An 18,910-nucleotide genomic window follows, 5' to 3' on the forward strand; every position below is an offset into this window, starting at 1 on the left:
CCTCGGACACCGGTGAGAGCCGATGGGCCCCGGCTTCGACGAAGCCGGGGCCCATCGCCTTTCCTGCGACGCATGGCCGGGCCCTGTTGTGGGAACACTGCCGCCATGCTCACTGCCCCGACGCGCTTGGCCGACGCCCGATGAACGTCTCCCCGGTGGTCTGGGCGCTGACCATCGCCGTCATCGTCGCGCTCGTCCTGTTCGACTTCTTCTTCCACGTCCGCAAGGCGCACATCCCGACACTGCGGGAGGCGGCGATCTGGTCGGCGTTCTACGTCGGCATCGCGATCGTATTCGGACTCGGCGTGACGGTCTTCGGTGGCACCGACCCCGGGCTGGAGTACTTCGCCGGGTACGTCACCGAGAAGGCGCTGTCGGTGGACAACCTGTTCGTGTTCCTGGTGATCATCGGCAGCTTCTCGGTGCCGCGCGCGGATCAGCAGAAGGTGCTGCTGTTCGGCATCGTGTTCGCGCTCATCGCCCGCACCGGGCTGATCTTCGTCGGCGCGGCGCTGATCAACGCGTTCGCGTGGGTGTTCTACCTGTTCGGGCTGGCCCTGTTGCTGACCGCCGGCCAGTTGATCAAACCCTCCGACGACGACGATCGCGGCGCGAACAACATGGTGATCCGGCTGGCGCGGCGGTTCCTGCGCACCACCGACGACTACGACGGCGACAAACTGTTCACCGTCCAGGACGGCAAGCGCATGCTGACGCCGATGCTGCTGGTGATGGTCGCGATCGGCGGCACCGACCTGCTGTTCGCGCTCGACTCGATCCCGGCGATCTTCGGCCTCACCCAGGACGTGTACATCGTCTTCACCGCCACCGCGTTCAGCCTGCTGGGCCTGCGCCAGTTGTACTTCCTCATCGACGGACTCCTGGACCGCCTGATCTACCTGCACTACGGGTTGGCCGCGATCCTGGCCTTCATCGGCGTCAAGCTGTTCCTGCACGCACTGCACGAGAACAACGTGCCGTTCGTCAACAGCGGCGAACCCGTCGACGTCGGGGAGGTCAGTACGCCGGTGTCGCTGGGCGTGATCATCGCGCTGCTGGTGGGCACCACCGTCGCCTCGCTCATGTCGCCCAAGGGCCGGGTCAAGAACGCGATCGGCAATGCCCAGCGGCACGCCAAGACCTATCTCGACAAGGCGTACTACGGCGAGGAGGCCGCCGAACGCGAGAAGGCCTTCGCCAAACTGTGCGCCGAGGAGCAGCAGATCAAGGAGATGCCGCCCAAGTACCGCGCGATGATCCGCCGCGAGGACGAGCTCATGGATCTTCTGCGCCGCGCCCACGCCGAACACGACCGGTACCTCGCCGAGGAGGCGTCGGCGTGACGCCTCAGTACACGTCGCGCAGGTAGCGCTTCTGCGCGACCAGGGTCTTCTTGTGTTCGCGCGCACCCGATTCCGGCATGCGGCCGTGCTTCTTGATGATCGCGGTGAGGGCGGCGTCGACGTCCTTGGCCATCCGGGCGGCGTCACCGCAGACGTAGAGGTGCGCGCCGCGTTCCAGCCAGTCCCACAGCTGCGCGCCGTGTTCGAGCATCCGGTGCTGGACGTACACCGGCTTCGGTTGGTCGCGGGAGAACGCCAGGTCCAGCCGCAGGAAACCGTCGGTGACCATGTCCTCGAGATCGTCGCGGTAGTAGAAGTTCTCGTCGCGGTGGCGGTCGCCGAAGAACAGCCAGTTGGCGCCGGTGTGGCCGAGGGCGCGGCGTTCCTGCAGGAACGCCCGGAACGGCGCGATGCCGGTGCCCGGACCGACCATGATCATCGGCGCGTCACCGTCGCGGGGTGGCCGAAAGTGCGGGGAGCGTTGCAGGAACACCGGAACCGGTGTGGCGGCGCGGTCGGCCAGGAACGTGCTCGCCACTCCCCCGCGCGCACCGCCGTCGCTGCCGCGGTAGCGCACCACCGACGCCGTCAACTGCACCTCACGCGGGCTGACGAGCGGACTGCTGCTGATGGAGTACTGCCGCGGGGTCAGCCGCACCAGCACCTCCTGCCACTGCTGCGGGTCGGCGCGGACCTCGAACTCGCGCACCACGTCGAGACCGTTGCGGTCGACCAGCCAGGCGTCGAGATCCGCGCGCGCCGTCCGCAGCCTCTTGGCCGCCGCCCGGTCGCGGCACCGCTCGGCCACGAAGCGCATGAGATCCGGGGTCACGCGGCAGAAGTCGTAGCTCACCGTCAGCGCGTCGCGCAGACTGTGTTCGGCGCCGTCGACGTCGACGCGCACCGACCCGTCGAGGCCGGTGGCGGCGAGCCAGGCGTCGACGGCCGCCGCGCTGTTGGTGGCGTAGACGCCCAGGGAGTCACCCGCAGCATAGGAAACGTCGTATTCGGAGATGTCGAAACCGAAGTGGCGCACCTCTTTCCGCGATCCCGCCGGGGTGAGCAGCGTGTTGCGGGACAGGGGTGCGAGCAGCGGCCGGGTCCGGGTGAACGGTTCGGCGACGGTCGTGGTCCGCCGCCTCGTGCCGATCCCGCCGCCCCCGGACTCCGTGCCGTCCGGGTTCAGCAGGTCGGTCATCTGCTGCGCCCAGTGCTCCATCTGCTCCCGGTCGTAGGCCTCGCAGTCGACCCGTTCGAGCATCCGCGTGGCGCCCAGCGAGGCCAGCCGCCCGTCGAGGGACCGGGCGTGGCCGCAGAAGTCGCTGTAGGACCGGTCGCCGATGCCCAGCACCGCGAAGCGGACGCGGTCCAGCTTCGGCGCCTCCGGACCCTGCAGCCGGTCGAAGAAGTCCGCGCCGTTGTCGGGTGGGCCGCCGTCGCCGAAGGTGCTGGTGATGACCACGACGTCGCGCGCCTCGGCCAGCCGGGGCAGCGGCAGCTCGTCCATGGTGACCAGCTGGGACCCGGGCAGCCGGGCCGCCACGTCGGTGGCGAAGTCCTCGGCGGTGCCGGTCTGGGACGCCCACAGCACCAGCGGACCGTCGGTGGACACGGGTTCCGGCGCCGGGTCCCGCCGTGCCTCGGTGGGTGCGGCGACGGTGCGCACCGGCCGCAGGGCCACCGCGCACACCTTGAACTCCGGCTGCAGCGAGTCGGCGTCGACCGCGTCGTTGGTCAACGCGTTGACCGTGAGGTACTCGCCGTGTTCGTCGTTGAAATGTAAAGGCACGAAACAGTTTCCGGGCAACACCCGGTCACTCACCACCGCGGGCAGCACCGCACGCCCGCGTCGCGAGGTCAGTTCGACCGACTGCCCGTCGACGAGACCGAGCGCCTCGGCGTCGTGCGGGTGGACCTCGACCAGCGGCCGGCCGTCGAGTTTGACCAGGGCGCGCACCCGGCCGGTCTTGGTCATGGTGTGCCACTGGTGCGGCAGGCGGCCGGTGTTGAGGACGAAGGGGTAGTCGCCGTCGGGCAGTTCCGCGGCGTCGACGTGCGGGCGGGCGTGGAACACCGCCCGCCGTGACGGTGTCGGGAACGCCAGGCGGGGACGGTGACCGCCGGCGTCGACGTGCAGGTCCTGGCTCACCCCGTCGTTGAGGTAGCGGATCGGGTGCCGGTCGGTGTCCCCACCGGGCGCGTCCTCCGGCGGGACCGGCCACTGCAGCGGGGTCTCCCGCAGCCGCGGGTAGCTCGCGCCGCGGAGGTCGAAACCCGTTCTGCGATTGCCGAATTCACGGATCTCGTCGAAGATCTGTTCACTGTCGGCGTAGGCGAAGTGTTCGCCGAACCCCAGTTCGGCGGCGATCCGGCAGATCAGCTGCCAGTCCGGTCGGGCCTGACCCGGGGCCGGGATCGCCTGCTGCAGCAGTGTCATCGTGCGGTCCGAGTTCACCATGACCTGGTCGGATTCGGCCCACATGGTGGCGGGCAGCACGATGTCGGCGTACCGGTTGGTGGCGGTGTCGCGGTACACGTCCTGGGTGATCACCAGGTCTGCGGCCTCCAGGCCGGCGATGGTGGTCCTGCGGTTGGGCATGGTCGCCACCGGGTTGGTGCAGATGATCCAGCAGGCCTTGATCTCACCGGCGGCCAGCCGCTCGAACATGTCGACCGCGCCGGGTCCGGCGTCGGTGCGGATCGTGCCGGACGGCAGACCCCACCGCTGTTCGACGAACGCGCGGTCCTCGGCTGAGGCGATGGAGCGTTGCCCGGGCAGGCCGGGCCCCATGTAGCCCATCTCGCGGCCACCCATCGCGTTGGGCTGTCCGGTCAACGACATCGGCCCGCTGCCGGGTCGGCAGATGGCGCCGGTGGCCAGGTGCAGGTTGCAGATCGCGTTGGTGTTCCAGGTGCCGTGGGTGCTCTGGTTCATCCCCACCGCCCAGCACGTCATCCACTCACCGGCGTCGGCGATCATCGCCGCGGCGCGGTGCAGGTCGGATTCGTCGAGACCGGTGATCGCCGCGACCCGGGACGGGGCGTAGTCGGCGAGGAAGTCCGGCATACCGGCCCAGCCCTCGGTGTGTTCGGCGATGAACTGCTCGTCGATGTCGCCGCGCTCGACCAGCAGGTGCAGCAGCCCGTTGAGCAACGCGAGATCGGTACCCGGCCTGATCGGCAGGTACAGATCGGCGCGGTCGGCGGTGGCGGTGCGGCGCGGGTCCACCACGATGAGTCGGGCGCCGGCCTTGAGCCGGTCGACCATGCGCTGGTAGAGGATCGGATGACAGTCCGCCATGTTCGACCCGATGACGAAGAACAGGTCGGTGGCGTCGAAGTCGGTGTAGGACCCGGGCGGCCCGTCGGCACCCAGCGACTGTTTGTAGCCGGTGGCCGCGCTGGCCATGCACAGCCGCGAATTGGACTCAAGGTAGCGGGTCCGCAGGAACCCCTTCGCCAGTTTCGTGGCGAGATACTGCGCCTCGAGCGACATCTGTCCCGACACGTACAGCCCGACCGCATCGGGTCCGTGCTCGTCGACGATGGCGCGCAGCCGCCGGCCCGCTTCGGCGATCGCGTCGTCGACGGGTGCCGGTACCGGTTCCTCGTCGCGGGCGGGCCGCACCAGGGCGGAGGTCAGCCGGCCGTCGGCGGCGTTCATCATCTCGGCGTGTGTCGAGCCCTTGGTGCACAGCCGGCCGGCGTTGGTCGGGTGCAACCGGTCCCCGGAGACCCGGGCGATGACGGGCCGCCCGCCCTCGCTGCGGGTGTGCACCTCGATGCCGCATCCCACCCCGCAATACGAGCACGCAGTCCTGGTCACGGCCATGCGCCCATGGTCGGCCGGGCCTGTTCCGGTTCGTTTCCGCTGACGTTATGGGCAGGAAAACTGGTCCTCACCGCGCGGATCGGCACCTCGTGAGCCCCAGCGTCAGGATCACCGACCCACGCCGGACTCGCCGACGAAACGGCCGCGAAACAACGGCGCCCTACCTTGTCGAAGGCATGAGCGACGGAAGCACACCCCGTTTTATGCAGGGCGCCTTCGACTTCGAGGGCAACGGACTCGACAAGCCGATGCCGATCGACGCCGGACTGCGCTACCTCGTCCCTGCCGGGGCGGTGGCCCAGCCCGTGTACTTCCGCGGGGGCAATTCGACCGGCGAGATGGTCACGGTCGTGTTGTTCCGCGACGGGAAACCCATGCGGTACTTCCCGATCGGGGCCGCAGGCGCCACCCATGTGGCGTTGCGCGTGGTGGAGGACCTGCTCGGGGACACGGTGCTCGAACTGTTCGTCGCCGCACCCGCCGGATGCGCCGGGACGTTGATCGTCGACCTGGGGCTGGTGGAGATCCGATGACCCGCAGACGACTCGTCGTCATCGGCAACGGGATGGCCGGGGTGCGGGCCATCGAGGAGATCCTGGCCCGCGGTGGCGGGGACATACTCGACATCACCGTGTTCGGGGACGAACCCTACGGCAACTACAACCGGATCCTGCTGTCGAACGTGCTGGCCGGCATCCAGGACGTCGGGGACGACACGTCCGAGATCTACCTGAACGCCCTGGACTGGTACACCGACAACGGCATCGACCTGCGCGCAGGCGTGCGGGTGGTGCGCATCGACCGCTACGCGCGCCTGGTGCACGCCGACGACGGCACCACGCTGCGCTACGACGAGCTGATCGTGGCCACCGGGAGCCGGTCCTTCTTCCCGCCGATGGCCGGGCTCTGGGCGGACGACAAGACACTGACCGACGGCGTCTTCGGCTTCCGCACCCTCGACGACTGCCTGGCCATGATCCACGAGGCCGAACACCGGACGAAGGCGGTCGTGATCGGCGGCGGCCTGCTGGGACTCGAGGCCGCCCGGGGCCTGCAGAGCCGCGGTCTGACCGTCGAGGTGGTGCACGCCGGGCCGGTGCTGATGAACGCCCAGCTCGACGACACCGCGGGAGCGATCCTGCGCCGCTCGGTGGAGCGCCTCGGCATCACGGTGCACGTGGAGAAACGCACCACCGAGGTGCGCACCGACGCCGACGGGACACTGTGCGGCATCGTGTTCTCCGACGGCACGGAGATCGACTGCGACATGCTGGTGGTCGCGGCGGGGATCCGGCCCAACGTCGGCCTCGCGCAGCGCGCCGGGCTGACCGTCGAACGCGCCATCGTGGTCGACGACCACATGCGCTCGATCGACGACGACCACATCTACGTCGTCGGTGAGTGCGCGCAGCACCGGGGTCAGGTGTACGGGCTGGTCGCCCCGCTGTGGGAACAGGCGGGCGTGCTGGCCGCCCACCTCACCGGCACCGACCCGACGGCGGCCTATCACGGCTCCAGGACGGCGACGAAGCTGAAGGTCGCCGGGGTGGACGTCGCGGCGATGGGCCTCAAGGCGCCCGAATTGCCCGACGACGAGTTCGTCCAGTACTCCGAACCCCGCCACGGGGTGTACAAGACGATCGTCATCCGCGACGGGAAGCTGGTCGGCGCAACGCTTCTCGGGGATGTCAGCAAGGTGTCGTTCCTGACCCAGGCCTTCGACACCGGGCTGCCGCTACCCGAGGAGCGGGTGTCGCTGATGTTCGACATCGGCACCCCCGACGTCGCCGTCGGGGTGGCCGAACTGGCCGACGACGCGCAGGTGTGCAACTGCAACGGCGTCTCCAAGGGCGCGCTCGTGGGCTGTGTGCGTGGCGGCGAGACGTCGGTGTCGGGGGTGATGGCCAAGACCAAGGCGGGCAAGGGGTGCGGATCGTGCAAGGAACTCGTCGGGCAGATCGTCGAATGGGCCGCCGACGGCGCCGTCACCGAGGATCCGTCGGCGTCGTGGTACGTACCGGGCGTCCCGTATGACAAACCGACGTTGATGCGCCACATCCGCGACCTCCGGCTGCACTCGGTGTCGTCGGTGTTCGCCGCGCTGGCGCCGGACGGCAGGGAGGACGCCGGCTCGAAGATGGCCCTGGCGTCGCTGCTGGAGATGATGTGGGCCGACGAGTTCGTCGACGAGCGCGACGCCCGGTTCATCAACGACCGGGTGCACGCCAACATCCAGCGCGACGGCACCTTCTCGGTGGTGCCGCAGATGAAGGGCGGCGTCACCAACCCGTGGCAGCTGCGCCGCATCGCCGACGTCGCGGACAAGTACTCGATCCCGATGATCAAGCTGACCGGCGGCCAGCGCATCGACCTGCTCGGGGTGCGCAAAGAGGATCTGCCTGCGGTGTGGGCGGATCTGGACATGCCGTCGGGCTACGCGTACGGCAAGAGTTTCCGCACGGTGAAAACCTGTGTGGGCAGCGACTTCTGCCGCTACGGGGTCGGCGACTCGACCGCGCTGGGCATCGCGATCGAGGACCGGTACAAGGGGCTGGCCAGCCCGGCGAAGATGAAGCTCGCCGTCACCGGATGTCCACGCAACTGCGCGGAGTCGCTGTGCAAGGACCTCGGGGTCGTCGCGATCGACGGCGGCCGGTGGGAGGTCTACGTGGGCGGAGCCGCCGGTGCGCACATCCGCAAGGGCGATCTGCTGGCCACCGTCGACTCCCCCGACGACGTGATGACGCTGACCGGGCGGTTCCTGCAGTACTACCGGGAGAACGCCAACTGGCTGGAACGCACCTACGCGTTCGTCCCGCGCGTCGGCATCGAGCAGATCCGCGCCGCGATCGCCGAGGACGCCGAGGGCCTCGACGCCCGCATGCAGAAATCCGTCGACGCGTACCGCGATCCGTGGCACGACGGGCGGGAACCGGCCACCGAGGGCCAGTTCCGGCCGTCGCTACCGCTGCTGCCGGTGCGGTGAGCGCCGTCGAGGTCGGCCGCGTCGACGAGATCCCGGTCGGCGAGGGCCGCACGTTCACCGTCGACGGCGACCAGATCGCGGTGTTCCGGCTGCGGGACGGGTCGCTGCGGGCCGTGGACGCGGTGTGTCCGCACCGGGGCGGACCGCTGGCCGACGGGTTGGCCGACGAACGGGTGGTGGTGTGCCCGCTGCACGGTCACACGTTCGACCTGTGCAGCGGCGTCGAGGCGGGCGGCGCGCACTTCTCGGTGCGCAGCTACCCCGTCGACGCGGTCGACGGGACGATCCGGATCAGCCGATCTTGAAGGCGCCGATTCGTTATCAGGAGGTGCGGTGCATCGTGATCACGAATCGCCGTCAACCTCGCCACACAGGGGCCGCTCTTACCTCACCATCTACATATGCGCCAATCAAGAGCCCTCGTTGTTGTCGCAGCCGTCACCCTTGTCGTCACCGGCTGCACGCAGTCGGTGAGCGCCGAGTCGGCCACCACGACCCGCTCGATGATCCCGCGTCCACTCGTGGAGCGCGAGCTGCCCGGGCTGCTGCTCGCACCCGATGAGGCGTCCGCGGTGATGGGGACGACCGGGATGGCGGTCACCCTGACCGAGAGCGCGATGGAGGACAACAGCGCGATCATGGAGCCCCGGGAGTGCCTCGCCGTCGACGCCGCGGCCGAGGCGCTGGTCTACGAGGGCAGCGAATACTGGGCCGAGCGCGGGGTGAGCATGAACAACGGCGACGACTTCACCCACTTCCTCAAACAGGCCGTGGTGCTGTTCCCGTACCGGGAGAAGGCGGCCGCCTTCTTCGACAGGTCGGTCGATCAGTGGCCGGCCTGCCGCCAGTTCACCCATACGCAGAGCGGATACGTCTATGACGTCGGGCAGATCGTCAACGAGGATCACATTTTGAGCACCACCGCGATCATGCAGGAGGCGAAGGCGCCGGGCTGGGGGTGCGGGCGCGCGCTGGCGCTGCGCAACAACATCATCGTCGACGTCAACACGTGCAGCGCCAACCCGGCCGACTCGGCGGTGCGGGTCGCCGCCACGATCGGCGAGAAGGTGCTGGCGCAGTGGTGACAGCCGGGTGGTGGCGGATCAGCCCTCGTCCGGTTTGACGGCCAGCACCGGCTTCGGGCATTCCAGCAGGACCTGCTGAGACACGCTGCCCAGCAGCAGCTTTCCCACCGGGCTGCGGTGACGCAGACCGATCACCAGCAGTTCGGCGTCGTCGCGGTCCATCGCGGTGAGCAGCGCGTCCGCGGCGTAGACGCCGACGGGTTGCTGCACCTCGAACGGCACGCCGCAGTCGGCGAGTTGCGCCTCGAGCCCGCTGACGTCCTTGGACTGGGCGAACGCGGCGTCGACGTAGGAGTCCCCCGCGGTCGAGTTGACCACCAGCAGGCCGGTTCCGCGCCGGGCGGCTTCGGCGATCCCGTGTTCGACCGCCACCTCGCCGTACCGGTCCGCGGTGTATCCCACGACTATCATGACTCCTCGCGCGAGCGCTCGTCGGTGATCATGTCCGTGCCGCCTTCTCCTGTTGGTCCACATCGTCCTCCACGATGAGCAGCGTGTCCTCACTACGGTGAAGGAGCTTGAGCACCAGCGGCGCCATCAGCAGCAGCGCCATCAGCACGTAGACGACGATCGCGACCGGCTCGGTGAACAGGCTCGTCCAGTCGCCGCCCCCCAGCTGCAGGCTCTGCCGCAGCTGGCGTTCGATCCGCGGTCCGAGGATGACCCCGATGATCAGCGGCAGCACCGGCAGCCCGAACCGGCGCATCATCAGCCCGAGCAGTCCGAAGACCAGCAGCAGCGCCAGGTCGAGCGGCTGGATGTTGACGGCCAGCGCGCCGAGCGTCGCGAAGAACAGGATGCCGGCGTAGAGGTACGGCCGCGGGGTGCGCAGCAACTTCGCCCACAGCGGCGCCAGCGGCAGGTTGAGCAGCAACAGCAGCAGGTTGCCGATGAACAGGCTGGCGATCAGCGTCCAGATCAGCAACGGCTCCTTCTCGAAAAGGGTTGGGCCGGGCTGGATTCCGTAGGACACGAATGCGGTGAGGATCACCGCCGCGGTGGCGTTCGTGGGCAGGCCGAGCGACAGCATCGGCACCAGCGTGCCGGCCGCCGAGGCGTTGTTGGCCGCCTCGGGTCCGGCCACACCCTCGATCGCCCCCTTGCCGAACTCCTCGCGGTGTTTCGAGAGCCGCTTCTCGGTGATGTAGGACAGGAACGTCGGGAGTTCGGCGCCGCCCGCGGGCAGCGCGCCGAACGGGAAGCCGTAGGCGGTGCCGCGCAGCCAGGGCTTCCACGACCGGCGGAAGTCCTCGCGGCCCATCCACGGCCGGCCCACCGGGATCACCTCCGCGGGACGGCGCCGCAGATGGGCCGCCACCCACAGCGCCTCTCCGACGGCGAAGACGGCGACGGCGATCACGACGATGTCGATGCCGTCGGACAGCTGCGGCAGACCGAAGGTGGCCCGCGGTTGGCCCGTGAGGAAGTCGATGCCCACGACCCCGATGGCCAGGCCGAGGAACAGCGAGATCGCCCCACGCAGCTTCGACGCACCGAGTACGGCGGTCACCGCGACCAGCGCGAACACCATGATCGCCAGGTACGACGGCGCCCCGAGGGTGACGGCGAAGCGTGAGATCGGCGGGGCGAAGGCGGCGAGCAGTGCGGTGCCGATCGCACCCGCGACGAACGATCCGATTGCGGCGGTGGCCAGCGCCTGGGCCGCCCGTCCGGCCTTGGCCATCCTGTTGCCCTCGATCGCGGTGATCACCGAGGACGATTCGCCGGGTGTGTTCAGCAGGATCGAGGTGGTCGACCCGCCGTACATGCCGCCGTAGAAGATTCCCGCGAACATGATGAACGCCGCACTCGGGCTGACGTTGTAGGTGACCGGAAGCAGCAGCGCGACCGTCATCGCGGGCCCGATGCCCGGCAGCACACCGACCGCGGTGCCCAGCAACACACCGATCACCGCGTAGAGCAGGTTCATGGGTGTCGCGGCCTCCGCGAACCCCTGCATCAGCCAATCCAGGTTGTTCATCTACAGGATCCCGTCCAAAATGCCTGCGGGCAGCGGTATTCCGAGCCCCGAGTAGAACGCGTAGAAGCTCGCCAGGGACAGGACGAGCCCGATCGCGATGTTGCGCACCCAGTGGCGGTTGCCGAGGACGGCGACCGCTCCGGCGAACAGCAGCGTTCCGGTGATGACCCAGCCGAGCGGTTGCACGAGCACGATCACCGCCACGAACAGCCCGACGAGCATGCCGACGGTGCGCCAGTCGCTCGGCGCGTCCGGGTCGACGTCCTCACCGGCGTCGGCCTCCCCCACCGAACCGCGTGGGATCGCGATCGCGAGGATCACCGCGAGCAGGATGAGCACGGCCCCGATGACGATCGGAAAGGCCTTGGGCCCCACCGGATCCACTTTGGCGAATCCGGCGGTCAGTCGCAGGGCGTCGACGATGAGGAAGGCGCCGACGGCGACCAGGACGGCGCAGATCAGGTACTGCGCCCGATCGACGCGCGCAGGCTTGTCGGTGGTGGTCATACCAGCCCCAGTTCGGTCAGGGTCGACGAGACCCGGTTGTCCTGTTCGACGAGGAACTGCTCGAAGGCCGGTCCGGTGACGAAGGCGTCGGTCCACCCGTTCTTGGTCAGCGCCTCCTTCCACTGCTCGGTTGCGTGCAGTTCCTCGAGCGCGCGGATCATCGCCTGCTTCGCGTCGTCGGAAATGCCGGGCGGGGCAAGCACTCCCCGCCAGTTCGCGAACGTGAGATCGATGCCCGACTCCGTCAGCGTGGGCGCGTCGACGCCCTCGACCCGGTCGTCGCTGGAGACGGCCAGCACACGCAGCTGACCGGCCTCGATCTGGTCGATGAGCTCGCCGGGGCTCGACGTCCCCGCGGTGATCTTCTTGCCGAGCAGCGCGGTCAGCAGGTCGCCGCCGCCGTCGTAGGTGACGAAGTTGACGGCTTTGGGGTCCACGCCGACCGTTTCGGCGAGCTCCATCGGGAACAGGTGGTCGGGGCCGCCCGGTGAGGAGCCGCCGCCGATGGTCACGGCGGCCGGATCGGCCTTCCACGCCTCGACGAAGTCGCCGACGGTCTGGAACGGCGAGTCGGCGGGCACGAATATCGCGCCCGGGTCCTCGATGAGCTTGGCCACCGCGGTGGCGTCGGAGGCCTTGATGTTGGAGCCGTTGGTGTAGGTGGCGCCGACCACCCCGAGGCCCATCGTCATCATGAGGTCGTCGTTGCCGCGCTCGTTCATCAGCCGGGCCATCGCGACGGTCCCGCCGGCGCCGATCACGTTGAACACCTCGACGCGGCCGGTGATGTCGTTGTCCTCCATGATCTTCACCGCGGTGCGCGCGGTCAGGTCGTATCCGCCGCCCGGGCTGTTGGGCACCATCATTCGCAGCCGGTGCAGACCTTCGGAGTCGCCGCCGCGGGTCACCCCGCACGACGTCAGCACCATGGCGGTCACCACAGCCAGCACGATGACGGCCAGCGCCCGCAGATTTCGTCTCACGAAGGTCATACTGGACCCGGAAAGTGACGTGAGTCACTGATTCGGAAGCAAAGGACGTTTTGGTCGTTGAGTTCACGATGGTCCGGGACGGTGCGGGGGTTCGGCGGCCGCAGCCTGGCCGGACGGTTCCTGGTGTTCCAGCTGTTGGTGGTCGCGGTGGTGCTGCTGGCCGTCGCGGCGGTATCGGTCGCGCAGTCCACCCGGGAGTTCCGCGAGGCGCGCAGCCAGCGAATGATCGCGGTGGCCGAGAACGTCGCCTCCACCCCGATCGTGCGTGACCGCCTGGCGGATCCGTTCGCCGCGCGGGTGCTGGCACCCGAAGTGGACCAGGCGGTCGCCCTGTCGGGTGCGGAGCTGGCCGAGATCGTGCGCCCGGACGGCCGGGTGCTGGCGTCGTCGGATCCGTCGCGGGTGGGCGACCGGGTGGACCTGAGCGTCACCCGCGCCGACGAGGGCCGGGCCTGGTACGGCGACGACGACGTCGACGGTGTGCACAGCCTGATCGGGCAGGTGCCGGTGCTGACCAACCGGGGCGAGGTGCTGGCGATCGCGTCGGTCAGCGAACCGTATCCGTCGGTGTGGCAGCTGCTCAGCGGTGCGGGCGAACGGCTCCTGCTCTACCTCGGGCTGGCCGCCGCCCTGGGCCTGGTGGCGTCGTGGGTGCTGTCGCGGCGGATCAAACGCCACACCCGCGGGTTGGAGGTGGCGGAGATCGCCGGACTGGCGGATCACCGGGAAGCGTTGCTGCACAGCATCCGTGAAGGCGTGGTGGCCGTGAACACCGACGGCGTCATCACCCTGCTCAACGACAGCGCCCAGGAGTTGCTCGGCCTGTCCGGGTCGGCGGTGGGCCGACGCGCCGATGCGGTGGGACTCGATCCGGCGGTCGTCGAGTTCCTGCTGTCCGGCGAGGACGGTCGCGACGTGGTGATCGCGACCCGCACCCGCGTACTCGCGCTCAACCGGCGCACGGCATCCAGCGGCGGCGAATGGATCGGCACGGTCACCACGATGCGGGACAGCACCGAACTGGCCGCCCTGCAGGCACAGTTGTCGTCGCACAAGAGCGTCACCGACACGCTGCGCGCGCAGACCCACGAGTTCGCCAACCAGTTGCACACCATCTCCGGTCTGGTGCAGCTCGGAGAGTACGACGCGGTGCGGGATCTGATCGGCGAGCTGACGCGGCGGCGCGCGGCGATCAGCGACGCGGTGACCCGGCGGATCGCCGATCCGGCGGTCGCGGCGCTGCTGATCGCGAAGACCACGCTGGCCGCCGAGAGCGGGGTGACGCTGTGGCTCGATCCGGATTCCCATCTGGGCGCGCTGGATCCGGCGCTGGCGACCGACGTGATCACGGTGCTGGGCAATCTGATCGACAACGCGGTCGACGTGTCGGTGGGGTCGGGGGCCGCGCGGGTGAGCGTGCGCATCGATGACGCCGACGGTCTGTCGATCGCCGTCACAGACACCGGACCCGGTGTGCCCGAACACCTCCGGGAGGAGATCTTCGCCCGCGGAGTGACGTCGAAACCCGAGGCGCCGGGCGGCCGCGGCATCGGACTGGCGCTGGTCCGATTGGTCACCGCGCAGCACGGCGGCGTCGTGGAGGTCTCCGACCGCGTCGACGGCGGCGCGGTGTTCGCGGTGCGGCTGCCGCGCAGCCGGGTGACCGCGCATGCGTGACGTGCTGGTGGTCGACGACGATTTCATGGTCGCCGACATCCACCGCCGGTTCGTCGACCGGGTGGAGGGATTCCGGGCGGTCGGGGTGGCGCGCACCGGCGGCGAAGCCCTCACGGCGGCAAGGGAACTCGCGCCGCACCTGATCCTGCTGGACGTCTACCTGCCGGATATGACCGGCCTCGAGGTGCTGCAGCGTCTGCGGTCGGACGGGGACGGCGTCGGAGTCATCATGATCACCGCCGCGCGGGAACTCGACACCGTCCGCGCCGCGCTCGACGGCGGTGCGGCGGACTACCTGATCAAACCGTTCGAGTTCACCCAGTTGCGCGCGAAGTTGGAGGCGTTCGCGGCCCGGGCCGACGCACTGGAGTCCGCGCGCGGCGCCGACCAGTCGTTGATCGATTCCCTGTTCGGCCGGCACAGCCGCGGCGAGGTGCTCCCGAAGGGTCTGGGTATCGAGACGGGGCGACTGGTCCTCGACGCCGTGCAGCAGGCGGGCGAGGTGTCCGCGACCGAATGCGCCGAGTGGGTGGGCATCTCACGGGTCAGCGCGCGCCGCTACCTCGAGCACTACCTGAGCACGGGCGCGCTGGAACTGCGGTTGCAGTACGGGGCGGGCCGCCCCGAACGGCGCTACCGGGTCAGCGGGGCGGTACCCCGAACGGATTGATGGATGTGGCGCACGGCCCCAACAGATCGGGGCGGAAGAATTTGTTCGCGATGCACTGGCCGTCGACGCCTGGGTTCTGCGCCGACACGGTGTCGGCGATGAGGCCACGCACGTACCGGTAGAGGTCCGTGGTCGTCACGGCCGACAACCGCGCCGCCAGGTCGTACATGTTCATCGAGGTGCCCGGAACCGGCTGACCGCCGCGTGCAGTGTTGGGTCCGTCCTTGTTCATCGCGGCGTGGCACTCTTCGAACCCCGGCGGCGGGCCTGCCGGTGGACAGCCGTCGAGCGGGAACTGCGCCGAATAGAGCGCGTTGAAGTATCCGGTGTGCAGGTCGGCCGGGAACGCGCTCGGGTTACAGGAGGGGAAGAGTGCGGGAGCCGGCCGGTCCGGTTGCCCCGCAGCGATGTTGGACTCCACCCAGTTGGAGTGGGAGTAGAAGTCCTGCTGCGCGTGCACCAGACCGCCGAACGCGGCACGGGCGGCCGGTCCGTCGCGCAGCGCCGTGGCACCCGGGCCGATCGGTTGTGACCCGCGCAGGATGACCGGCGAGAGGGTGGTCCACGCCTGCTGGGCGCGCGCACAGATCTCGGTCGGGTTCTTCGCGTTGTCGATGTGCCGCCACTGGTCGGTCGCGAAGGCGTCGCTGCCCATGGCGCCGCCGCCGGGCGGCGGCCCGTTGAGTATCTGCAGGATCGCGATCTCGTTGACCTGATCGGGCGGCAGCGCGGTGCGGGTGACGATGGCGTGGTTGTGGATGTAGAACGCCTGCGCGGTCGGCCCGGACCAGCACAGGGCACCGATGAGGCCCACCGCCGCGATCACCGCCAAGGGGACGCGTCGCAGTTTCCGCAGGCGGGTGAAGGAAACGGACATGAAGGGACTCCTCCCCTGGTGCCGATCACGGCACAGCGATCTTACTCCGGTTCACGTCCCCGACACGCGGCGTTGTACCCGACACGTGGTGACAGCAAACCCCGCTGGCGCACAGTGTTTGCGCTTTCAGACGGGTGGCGTCACCACTCCCCGCGCCACCGGGCGCGGTACGACCGCCCGTCGGGGTCGTACATCATCCGGTACACCGGCACCGCCCACAGCCGGGTGAGCCGGCCGAGCCCTTCGGTCCGGTGCGGCCGCAGCCGGCCCGGGGGCCGGGGACCGACCTGACCACCCGCATACCAGTCGTCGAGACCCTCTGCTGCCCTGACGATTTCGTTCACCGCGTTCGAGGGGTCGATCAGCCCGTCGTCGTCCGTGCGGTCGAGGTGTTCCCGCATCAGCCGCAACCGCAGGTCGCGGGCGAAGACCCGCGCACCGTCCCCGGTACCCGCCGGATCACGCGGCGAGCGCTCGTCACGGGTCTCGTCGAGCACCGCGCACGACAACTCGCTGTCGTGCGTCCACGACCGCCGGTTGAAGTTGTCACTGCCCACGCATGCCCACGTGTCGTCGACCACGCAGACCTTCGCATGGACGTAAACCGGAGTCCCTTCGTGGTTTTCGACGTCGAACAGGTGCACCCGGTCCGGACCTGCCGCCCGGCACGCCTCGATGGCCTGCCTGCGTCCGACCTGATTCGGCGGCAGCGCCAGCCTGCCGTCGACATCCGGGTACCGCGGGATCACAGCGATCAGATGGAGGTCCGGATTGTCGGCGAGGGCCCTGGCGAACAGATCCGCCACCTGCTTGGACCACAGGTACTGGTCCTCCAGGTAGATCAGCCGCCGCGCGCGCCGCACCGCCTTGGTGTATCCGCGCGCCACGCTGCGTTCGCCGTGCGGGGCGAAGTCGTAGGTGAAGTGCGCGTCCGGATACGTGCGCAGCACCTGCACGGCATGCGGGCCGCACGGCGCCGGGTCCGGCGGCTGCTCGGGCAGCGGATCCGCCTGCAGATCCGCACCCCGCAGGCGGTCCACCACCCATGCGACCGGGTTCAGCGTGTCCAGGGGTGCCGGATCGTTCCACCGCTCCCGGAACGTGGCGTCGAGTGCGCCCACCACGGGACCCTGCAACCGCAACTGCGCGTCGTGCCACGGCGGCCGGTCGCCGTACCGCTTCGACATCTGCACCGCCTGCGGATCGCCGCGGTGCGAGGCGTCGTCGCGGCGCGAATGGCACAGGTCGATGCCGCCGGCGAACGCCACATCGCGTTCGGGCGCCCCGGGATGACGGAGCACGACGAACTTCTGGTGGTGCGACCCGCCGATCCGGACCCGCTGGTCGAGCAGCACCTCACCGCCCGCCCGCTCGATCGCCTCACCGAGATGCTGGTTCTCCTGCTCGCTGTAGGCGAACTGGTCCAGATGCGAGCGCCACACCAACCCCTTGACCACGGCGCCGCGTTCGGCAGCGGCGCAGAACAATTCGCGGATCGTCGGTCCGCCGTCACGCATCTTCTCGTCGGGGTCCCCGCGCCAGTCGGTGAAGAAGAGATGGTCACCGGGACCCAGCGCGGACACCTCGGTGGCCAGCGCGTCGAAGTACGTCGCGCCGTGGATCAGCGGTTCGACCCGGTTGCCCTCGCAGCACACGGGCAGGTCCGACGACGGGTTGCCGCGCTCGTCAGCCGTCAGGAACCAGTCGGACAGGTCCGCCATACTCGCTAGTATCGGCCATGCCCGTCCCCCGCCGCGTCGTCGGCGCGCTCGCAGTGCTGCTGGTGCTCGCGGCCTGCACGGGAACCGGCCCCTCCCGCACCGGTGCGGACCCGCGTGCGGAGGCCGTCATGGACATCGTTCGCAAGACGATGGCCGACGCGCACCTGAGGTCGGTCATCGTGCGGGTCACCGAGGACGGCGACGAGATCCTCAGCCGTGCGCTCGGCGAATCGATGACCGGCGTGCCCGCCACCGCCGACATGCACTTCCGCAACGGCGCGGTGGCCATCTCCTACGTCGCCACGCTGCTGCTGCTGCTCGTCGAGGACGGCACCGTGAGCCTCGACGACCGGCTCTCGCGCTGGCTGCCCGACGTGCCGCACTCCGACCGTGTGACGCTCGGTCAGCTGGCACAGATGACGTCGGGCTATCACGACTACGTGCTCGGCAACGACGCGTTCGCCGACGCGGCGTACGCCGACCCGTTCCGGGCCTACACGACCGACGACCTGTTCGAGTTCGCCGTGCACAAACCGCTGCAGTACGAACCGGGCACCAACTGGAGCTACGCCCACACCAATTACGTCCTGCTCGGGCTGGCGCTGGAGAGGGCCACCGGCCGCCCCATGGCCGACCTGCTCGGCGAGCGAGTCCTTCGACCGCTCGGGCTGACCGGCACCCGGGCCTCGTTGACCGCGGAGATCCCGGAACCAGCACTGCACGCCTTCTCGTCCGAACGTCGGCAGGCGCTCGACATCCCCGCCGGCACGGACTTCTACGAGGAGTCGACGTACTGGAATCCGTCGTGGACCATCACGCACGGCGCCGTCCAGACCTCCACCGTCGCCGACCTGGAGGCCACCGCCGTCGGTGTCGGATCCGGCACGCTGCTGTCACCGGAGTCCTACCGCCGCATGGTGTCGACGGACCTGCGGGGCCGCACCCGGGCCCAGCCCGGCTGCCCGACCTGCGCCCCGATGAACGACCGCTACACCTACGGGCTGGGCATCGTGGTCTCCGGGAACTGGCTGCTGCAGAACCCGATGCTGTCCGGCTACGGGGCCGTCGCGGCGTACCTGCCGTCCCGCAGACTGGCGATCGCCGTCGCGGTCACGTTCACCCCCCAGGCGTTCGACTCCCTGGGCGACTACACCAACGGGGCGCAGACGTTGTTCTCCCGGATCGCCGCCGAACTCGCACCGGACGACGCACCACCGGCCCCGCCGCCATAATGGCCGG

Annotated in this window: 15 protein-coding genes; 8 read left to right on the forward strand and 7 right to left on the reverse strand. The window is 69.4% G+C overall.

Annotation, left to right across the window (positions count from 1 at the left end; translation table 11 throughout):
* Nucleotides 1-140 precede the first annotated feature (140 nt).
* Complete coding sequence (locus AU196_RS09955) at nucleotides 141-1,343, forward strand: TerC family protein (protein WP_059094883.1); 1,203 nt, start codon at nucleotides 141-143, stop codon at nucleotides 1,341-1,343.
* Between the two features lie 4 nt (nucleotides 1,344-1,347).
* On the opposite strand, the gene AU196_RS09960 is transcribed toward AU196_RS09955, so the two are convergent.
* A complete protein-coding gene (locus AU196_RS09960; protein WP_059094884.1) occupies nucleotides 1,348-5,175 on the reverse strand; it encodes a bifunctional nitrate reductase/sulfite reductase flavoprotein subunit alpha in 3,828 nt (1,275 codons plus the stop codon).
* A 176-nt stretch (nucleotides 5,176-5,351) separates the two neighbouring features.
* Here AU196_RS09960 and AU196_RS09965 point away from each other — a divergent pair, with 176 nt between their 5' ends.
* The 4 genes from AU196_RS09965 to AU196_RS09980 all read left to right on the forward strand — a co-directional run bounded on the left by AU196_RS09965 (nucleotide 5,352) and on the right by AU196_RS09980 (nucleotide 9,246).
* Nucleotides 5,352-5,708 (forward strand): hypothetical protein, encoded by a 357-nt coding sequence (locus AU196_RS09965; RefSeq protein WP_059094885.1) that lies wholly within the window; start codon nucleotides 5,352-5,354, stop codon nucleotides 5,706-5,708.
* On the forward strand, nucleotides 5,705-8,161 hold the full coding sequence (gene nirB, locus AU196_RS09970) for a nitrite reductase large subunit NirB (protein WP_059094886.1): 2,457 nt from the start codon (nucleotides 5,705-5,707) through the stop codon (nucleotides 8,159-8,161). The genes AU196_RS09965 and nirB overlap by 4 nt, the downstream gene beginning before the upstream one ends.
* Nucleotides 8,158-8,466 (forward strand): Rieske (2Fe-2S) protein, encoded by a 309-nt coding sequence (locus tag AU196_RS09975; RefSeq protein WP_059094887.1) that lies wholly within the window; start codon nucleotides 8,158-8,160, stop codon nucleotides 8,464-8,466. The genes nirB and AU196_RS09975 overlap by 4 nt, the downstream gene beginning before the upstream one ends.
* Nucleotides 8,467-8,562: 96 nt before the next feature.
* Entirely contained in the window at nucleotides 8,563-9,246 is a 684-nt protein-coding gene (locus AU196_RS09980; RefSeq protein ID WP_059094888.1) for a sensor domain-containing protein, read from the forward strand.
* 18 nt (nucleotides 9,247-9,264) lie between these two features.
* Here the strand turns inward: AU196_RS09980 and AU196_RS09985 are convergent, their stop codons facing one another.
* From AU196_RS09985 to AU196_RS10000, 4 genes are read right to left on the reverse strand one after another with little or no spacing between them, the layout of a single operon-like run.
* Entirely contained in the window at nucleotides 9,265-9,657 is a 393-nt protein-coding gene (locus AU196_RS09985; RefSeq protein ID WP_059094889.1) for a universal stress protein, read from the reverse strand.
* 28 nt (nucleotides 9,658-9,685) lie between these two features.
* Nucleotides 9,686-11,227, reverse strand: coding sequence for a tripartite tricarboxylate transporter permease (locus tag AU196_RS09990; protein WP_059094890.1), 1,542 nt, complete (start codon nucleotides 11,225-11,227; stop codon nucleotides 9,686-9,688).
* Nucleotides 11,228-11,734, reverse strand: coding sequence for a tripartite tricarboxylate transporter TctB family protein (locus AU196_RS09995; protein ID WP_059094891.1), 507 nt, complete (start codon nucleotides 11,732-11,734; stop codon nucleotides 11,228-11,230). It abuts the gene before it with no gap.
* Nucleotides 11,731-12,726 (reverse strand): Bug family tripartite tricarboxylate transporter substrate binding protein, encoded by a 996-nt coding sequence (locus tag AU196_RS10000; RefSeq protein ID WP_059094892.1) that lies wholly within the window; start codon nucleotides 12,724-12,726, stop codon nucleotides 11,731-11,733. Before AU196_RS10000 ends, AU196_RS09995 begins: the two co-directional genes overlap by 4 nt.
* Nucleotides 12,727-12,783: 57 nt before the next feature.
* Here AU196_RS10000 and AU196_RS10005 point away from each other — a divergent pair, with 57 nt between their 5' ends.
* Together AU196_RS10005 and AU196_RS10010 are read left to right on the forward strand one after the other, a co-directional pair.
* The gene (locus AU196_RS10005; RefSeq protein WP_059094893.1) at nucleotides 12,784-14,403 is read left to right on the forward strand and encodes a sensor histidine kinase; all 1,620 of its coding nucleotides are present in this window, start codon (nucleotides 12,784-12,786) and stop codon (nucleotides 14,401-14,403) included.
* Nucleotides 14,396-15,073: a response regulator gene (locus AU196_RS10010; protein ID WP_059094894.1), complete on the forward strand. Its 678-nt coding sequence runs from the start codon at nucleotides 14,396-14,398 to the stop codon at nucleotides 15,071-15,073. The genes AU196_RS10005 and AU196_RS10010 overlap by 8 nt, the downstream gene beginning before the upstream one ends.
* Here AU196_RS10010 and AU196_RS10015 read toward each other — a convergent pair.
* The gene (locus AU196_RS10015; RefSeq protein WP_059094895.1) at nucleotides 15,045-15,950 is read right to left on the reverse strand and encodes a hypothetical protein; all 906 of its coding nucleotides are present in this window, start codon (nucleotides 15,948-15,950) and stop codon (nucleotides 15,045-15,047) included. The genes AU196_RS10010 and AU196_RS10015 overlap by 29 nt on opposite strands.
* A gap of 140 nt (nucleotides 15,951-16,090) precedes the next feature.
* Nucleotides 16,091-17,671 (reverse strand): phospholipase D family protein, encoded by a 1,581-nt coding sequence (locus AU196_RS10020; protein ID WP_059094896.1) that lies wholly within the window; start codon nucleotides 17,669-17,671, stop codon nucleotides 16,091-16,093.
* Between the two features lie 17 nt (nucleotides 17,672-17,688).
* Between AU196_RS10020 and AU196_RS10025 the strand changes: the two genes are divergently transcribed.
* The gene (locus AU196_RS10025; protein WP_059094897.1) at nucleotides 17,689-18,903 is read left to right on the forward strand and encodes a serine hydrolase domain-containing protein; all 1,215 of its coding nucleotides are present in this window, start codon (nucleotides 17,689-17,691) and stop codon (nucleotides 18,901-18,903) included.
* Nucleotides 18,904-18,910 lie beyond the last annotated feature (7 nt).

The organism is Mycobacterium sp. IS-1742, from assembly GCF_001500125.1.
Lineage (GTDB): Bacteria > Actinomycetota > Actinomycetes > Mycobacteriales > Mycobacteriaceae > Mycobacterium.